This window comes from Acinetobacter sp. YH12218 (assembly GCF_013417925.1).
Classification (GTDB): Bacteria; Pseudomonadota; Gammaproteobacteria; order Pseudomonadales; family Moraxellaceae; genus Acinetobacter; species Acinetobacter amyesii.
The window spans coordinates 1-4,599 of record NZ_VPDB01000123.1 but is presented as its reverse complement, the minus strand read 5'-3'; the positions used below and the strand labels follow the sequence as shown (position 1 = coordinate 4,599).

Sequence of the window (4,599 nt, the reverse complement as noted above, 5' to 3'; positions counted from 1 at the left end):
GCAAGAACGGACTGACCGCTACAAGTCGGAACTGACCGACTCAGGCTCTAGTTACACGCTTGGCAACAAGACATTAACAGAGTGCGAATTAGTCCTTGAGTATGTTTGAATACATTTTAAGGAACAGAGTATTTTATGAGACTGTAAATTAAATTGTGTAATTGCCTGAATTTGCTATGTTCATATTCACAACGGAGTCAGGCAACATGATGAACGAACAAAAACTAAAAGACCTTGCAGCAGAATTTGCTAAAGGAATCAAAACAGAAGACGATCTCAATCAATTCACCCGATTGTTGACTAAACTCACCGTTGAAACGGCTCTCAATGCGGAACTTACCGAACACCTCGGACATGAAAAGAATGCTCGTAAGCACGGTTCTAATGCCCACAATGGTTATTCTAGTAAGACTATACTTAGCGATGATGGGGAGATTGAGATCACGACACCACGAGATCGTGATGGCACATTTGAGCCACAACTGATTAAAAAGAATCAGACCCGTATCACGCAAATGGATAGCCAGATTCTATCCCTTTATGCCAAAGGCATGACCACCAATGAAATCGTTAATACCTTCAAGGAAATGTACGATACCGATGTATCTCCAACGCTGATTTCCAAGGCGAACAGCACTGCTGTGAGGATGCCGTCAATGAGCAGGTTGCTGAATGGCAAAACCGTCCGTTGGATGCGATCTATCCCATCGTCTATATGGACTGTATTGTGGTTAAAGTCCGTCATAATGGCAGTGTCATCAACAAGGCTGTATTCCTTGCCTTAGGCATTAATCTTGATGGACACAAAGAACTGCTCGGCATGTGGATGGCTGAGAATGAAGGTGCCAAGTTCTGGCTGAATGTCCTGACTGAGCTGAAAAACCGAGGGTTGCAGGATATTCTGATCGCCTGCCTTGCGAAGCAGCGCCTCTCAGGACTAAAAGGCTTTCCTGATGCGATTAACAGCGTATACCCGCAAACCCACATCCAGCTGTGCATTATCCACATGCTGCGCAACAGCTTGAAATACGTGTCATGGAAAGATTACAAGGCGGTCACTCAGGATTTAAAAGCCGTTTATCAGTCACCTACTGAAGAGGCAGCCTTGATGGCCCTGGATCAATTTGCCCAAACATGGGATGACAAGTACCCACAGATCAGCAAAAGCTGGCGTACGCACTGGGAGAATCTGAATACCTTCTTTGCTTATCCAGCCGAGATACGCAAAGCCATCTACACTACCAACGCAATCGAGTCGTTAAACAGCGTAAGACGCCAGGCAATCAAAAAGCGTAAAGTCTTTCCAACGGATGATTCTGTACGTAAAGTGATTTACTTGGCAATTGATGCAGCGTCTAAAAAGTGGAATATGCCTATTCGCGACTGGCGTTTAGCTATGAGTCGCTTTATTATTGAATTCGGTGACCGCTTAAGCAATCACCTTTAAATTTATGAAAAGCAATTACACAAAATTATTTACAGGCTCATTAAGTTACTTTTCTAGTGAAAAAAACTCCCCCAAAAATACCAGATAGTATTGCACTTGGAAAACTCCACCAGAAGGTCGCAAATACAAAAATAAATATACCACAACCAGTTATAATAGAACCAAAAACGATATCTTTATTAAATGGGATATGTATTAAACTTTGATAATACCAAGATGATAAAAAACTAAATAATACAGCTAATGAAAAGTAGAAAACCTTTTCAAAGTTTGTACTATTAATCATATCGACCCATAATTCCATATTATGCTCCTGCTACACGGCAGCCTTTTGCAGCTGAAGGTACAATACTGGTCCAAATCCATGCTGAAATTCCCCCTGAACCGTACCGGGTTTGTCGGAGACTTTTTTATTTAAGTTAGGCCACCTGACCTAACGGGTTAATCTTATCATAGTACATTGCTTCAAACTCAAAAGGTGATACATAACCCAGTGCACTGTGTACACGCTCTTTATTGAACCAATCTACCCAGTTTAGTGTCGCAAGTTGTACATCCGCTAAACCTTGCCAATCCGCTTTTAAATATTCAATCACCTCTGTTTTGTATAAGCCATTCACCGTTTCAGCCAAAGCATTATCGTATGAATCACCAGTCGTACCGACTGATGCTCGTAAATTTGCTGCTTCTAAACGATTGGTATAGCGAATTGAAAGATATTGAACACCTCTATCTGAATGATGAATCACATTCTTAGGCATACCTCGATCGTGCAATGCTTGCTCCAATGCATCGAGCACCATATCTGTATTCATCCGTGTAGATACTTTCCATCCAACAATTGCTCATGAGAACACGTCAATAACAAATGCGGTATATACCCAGCCTGAATGAGTTTGAATATACGTGAAGTCACCGACCTGAGAAGCACTGCTTCGCAAGGGTCAGGATAATCAGCATTAAAATTACGTTTCACTAAATCATCCGCTCTTTTTTGATCATCTCGGCTACGGGTGGTGTATTTATTCTTACCACGCCAAACACCTTGTATACCTAGCTTTTGCATCAATCGAGCAACTGTACAACGTGCAATAACATAACCTTCACGTTTCAGTTGTTGCCAGACCTTACGCACACCATATCGACCTGAACTTTCTTTCCAAATTCGTTTAATTTGTTCAGCATGATGCAAATCATGTAGATCTTGCTTTGCTCGATGTTCTGGGTTTTCAGCAATATCTAGTGTTCGATAATAGGTAGAAGCTGAGATCGGTAAAATCCTACAAATCGTATCAACACCATATAAGCCTTTATTGTTATGGATGAAATCCACCATTATTTGTGTGGGCGGTCGAGCTCCGCCTGGGCGAAAAAAGCGGCTGCTTTACGCAGAATTTCATTGGCACGCTTTAATTCTTTGATTTCACGTTCCATTTGCTTCATTTTTTCTTGATCAGAGATCTGTTGTACTTTGATAGGATTTTGCTCATCTAAATGCTTTTGATGCCAAGCACGAAGTGTTTCAGGAGTACAACCAATCTTAGGCGCAATAGCTGTGATCGCAGCCCAATTAGATGGATAGTCTTTTTCAGATTCAATCAATAATTGAACCGCTCTTTCTCTGATTTCAGGGGTATATTTTAATTTGGTCATCGGAACATTCTCTCAGAATACTGAGTCTCCGACAAACCCGGTACGGTTCAAAATACTGATCTGCAAAGAAGCGTTGTATACGTCGATAAAATGATTGTGGTAAGCACTTGATGGGTAAGGCTTTAGATGCAGAAGAAAGATTACATGTCTGTTTTACAATTAATGCAAGCATAATCAGTGTAAAACATTTTGCATGTGACTTGTTCCACTTTAGATATTTGTTTAAGATGAGATGTAACTCATTGAAATGTGTCATCATATTCGTCGTCAGAAAACAAGTATTATGCCATTATTTCAATGAGTTATCTTTTTTGTCGTGTACAAAGATATTTTTTAATGATAAATAAGCCTCTTTCATAAATCAAAAAACGAACAGTCTCTTGCTGATTATTTGTACCGAAGAATTTTAAATATTCATGCATAATCTGCGGATGAAATATATCGATTCAAAGAAGCTTTCTGAAACACAGTTTAAGCGATACACCGGCATATCATGGTCAACCTTTGATTTAATGGTTGAACAACTGAAAATGCATGTTCCTGCTAAAGGTAGACCAACTAAATTGAGCATAGAAGATCAAATCCTTCTGTGCTTAAGTTATTGGCGCGAATACCGAACCTTGTTCCATGTTGCAACAAGTTATGGTGTGTCAGAGCCGACTGCTTCAAGAATTGTCCGTCATGTAGAGGACTGCCTGATCAAGTCCAATTTATTTAATTTACCGAAGCATTTGCCTGAGGGCGAAGGCATCGACTGGAACGTGGTGATTGTTGATGCCACAGAAATTCCAATACAAAGACCTAAAAAAACAGAAGAAAAGCTATAGTGGCAAAAAGAAGGCACATACTTTCAAAGTCCAGGCCATCATTCATTATATAACTCAGCAAATTCTGAGTTTATGCACTGATCGTGGTGCTGTACATGATTTCGAACTCTTCAAACGAAACTTACATCAGATTCCGGCAGGTGCCTTTATCCTTGCAGATAAAGGCTATCAAGGGATTTATGCAATGTATCCAAATAGCTTGTTGCCATTAAAAGCAAAAAAGCGCTGTAAATTGGATCCTGAACTAAAAATCTATAATCAAGAAATCAACAAAAGAAGAATTGGGGTTGAGCATGTATTTGGTAGTTTAAAAACTTTCAAAATCCTTGCCGAGCGATATCGTAATCGAGGAAAAAGACTGGGCTTAAGATTCAATTTAATTGCGGGAATCTATAATTTAGAGCTGAGCAAAAAATGAATTATGAAAGAAGTCTAATAAAAAGCCTATTTTTAAAGAAATTTAGCATACGGCATAGTGAAAACAACAATAGAGCAATTACTCAACAATAAACATTAACATCAATTATTTAGATCATATTCAATTTTAATAAAAAGACAAATGTGTATTAAAAATAGCCATCATACGTCTATTTTTGATTACAAAATATAATGAGGGGATTGCTTCCCATTTCATACATTTTTCATATATAAAAAGACATACTATTTTTAAGG

Annotated in this window: 3 protein-coding genes, 3 pseudogenes and 1 other annotated feature; of the genes and pseudogenes, 3 read left to right on the top strand and 3 right to left on the bottom strand. The window is 39.1% G+C overall.

The window, feature by feature from the left end; translation table 11 throughout:
• The first annotated feature begins 209 nt into the window (after window positions 1-209).
• Window positions 210-1,447: pseudogene (locus FTV03_RS17070) on the top strand (IS256 family transposase).
• A gap of 40 nt (window positions 1,448-1,487) precedes the next feature.
• On the opposite strand, the gene FTV03_RS17065 reads toward FTV03_RS17070, so the two are convergent.
• From FTV03_RS17065 to FTV03_RS17055, 3 genes and pseudogenes are all read right to left on the bottom strand, one after another.
• Complete coding sequence (locus FTV03_RS17065; protein WP_004871190.1) at window positions 1,488-1,751, bottom strand: hypothetical protein; 264 nt, start codon at window positions 1,749-1,751, stop codon at window positions 1,488-1,490.
• Between the two features lie 115 nt (window positions 1,752-1,866).
• A pseudogene (locus FTV03_RS17060) lies at window positions 1,867-3,100 on the bottom strand (IS3 family transposase).
• Window positions 2,709-2,825 (bottom strand) — a sequence feature (AL1L pseudoknot). It overlaps the preceding pseudogene by 117 nt.
• Window positions 3,084-3,356 (bottom strand): annotated as a pseudogene (locus FTV03_RS17055) (IS4 family transposase); the annotation flags it as partial. The pseudogenes FTV03_RS17055 and FTV03_RS17060, both read right to left, overlap by 17 nt.
• A gap of 160 nt (window positions 3,357-3,516) precedes the next feature.
• Between FTV03_RS17055 and FTV03_RS17050 the strand changes: the two are divergent.
• A complete protein-coding gene (locus FTV03_RS17050) occupies window positions 3,517-3,927 on the top strand; it encodes a transposase family protein (RefSeq protein ID WP_143221689.1) in 411 nt (136 codons plus the stop codon).
• Window positions 3,875-4,345, top strand: a complete 471-nt coding sequence (locus FTV03_RS17045; protein ID WP_180042350.1) for a transposase family protein — start codon at window positions 3,875-3,877, stop codon at window positions 4,343-4,345. The genes FTV03_RS17050 and FTV03_RS17045 overlap by 53 nt, the downstream gene beginning before the upstream one ends.
• Window positions 4,346-4,599: the final 254 nt, after the last annotated feature.

What these genes read in the sequence shown, in the direction of transcription:
- FTV03_RS17065 (WP_004871190.1), bottom strand. Translation starts at nt 1,751, where the DNA reads ATGGAATTATGGGTCGATATGATTAATAGTACAAACTTTGAAAAGGTT.
- FTV03_RS17045 (WP_180042350.1), top strand. Translation starts at nt 3,875, where the DNA reads ATGCCACAGAAATTCCAATACAAAGACCTAAAAAAACAGAAGAAAAGC.
- FTV03_RS17050 (WP_143221689.1), top strand. Translation starts at nt 3,517, where the DNA reads ATGCATAATCTGCGGATGAAATATATCGATTCAAAGAAGCTTTCTGAA.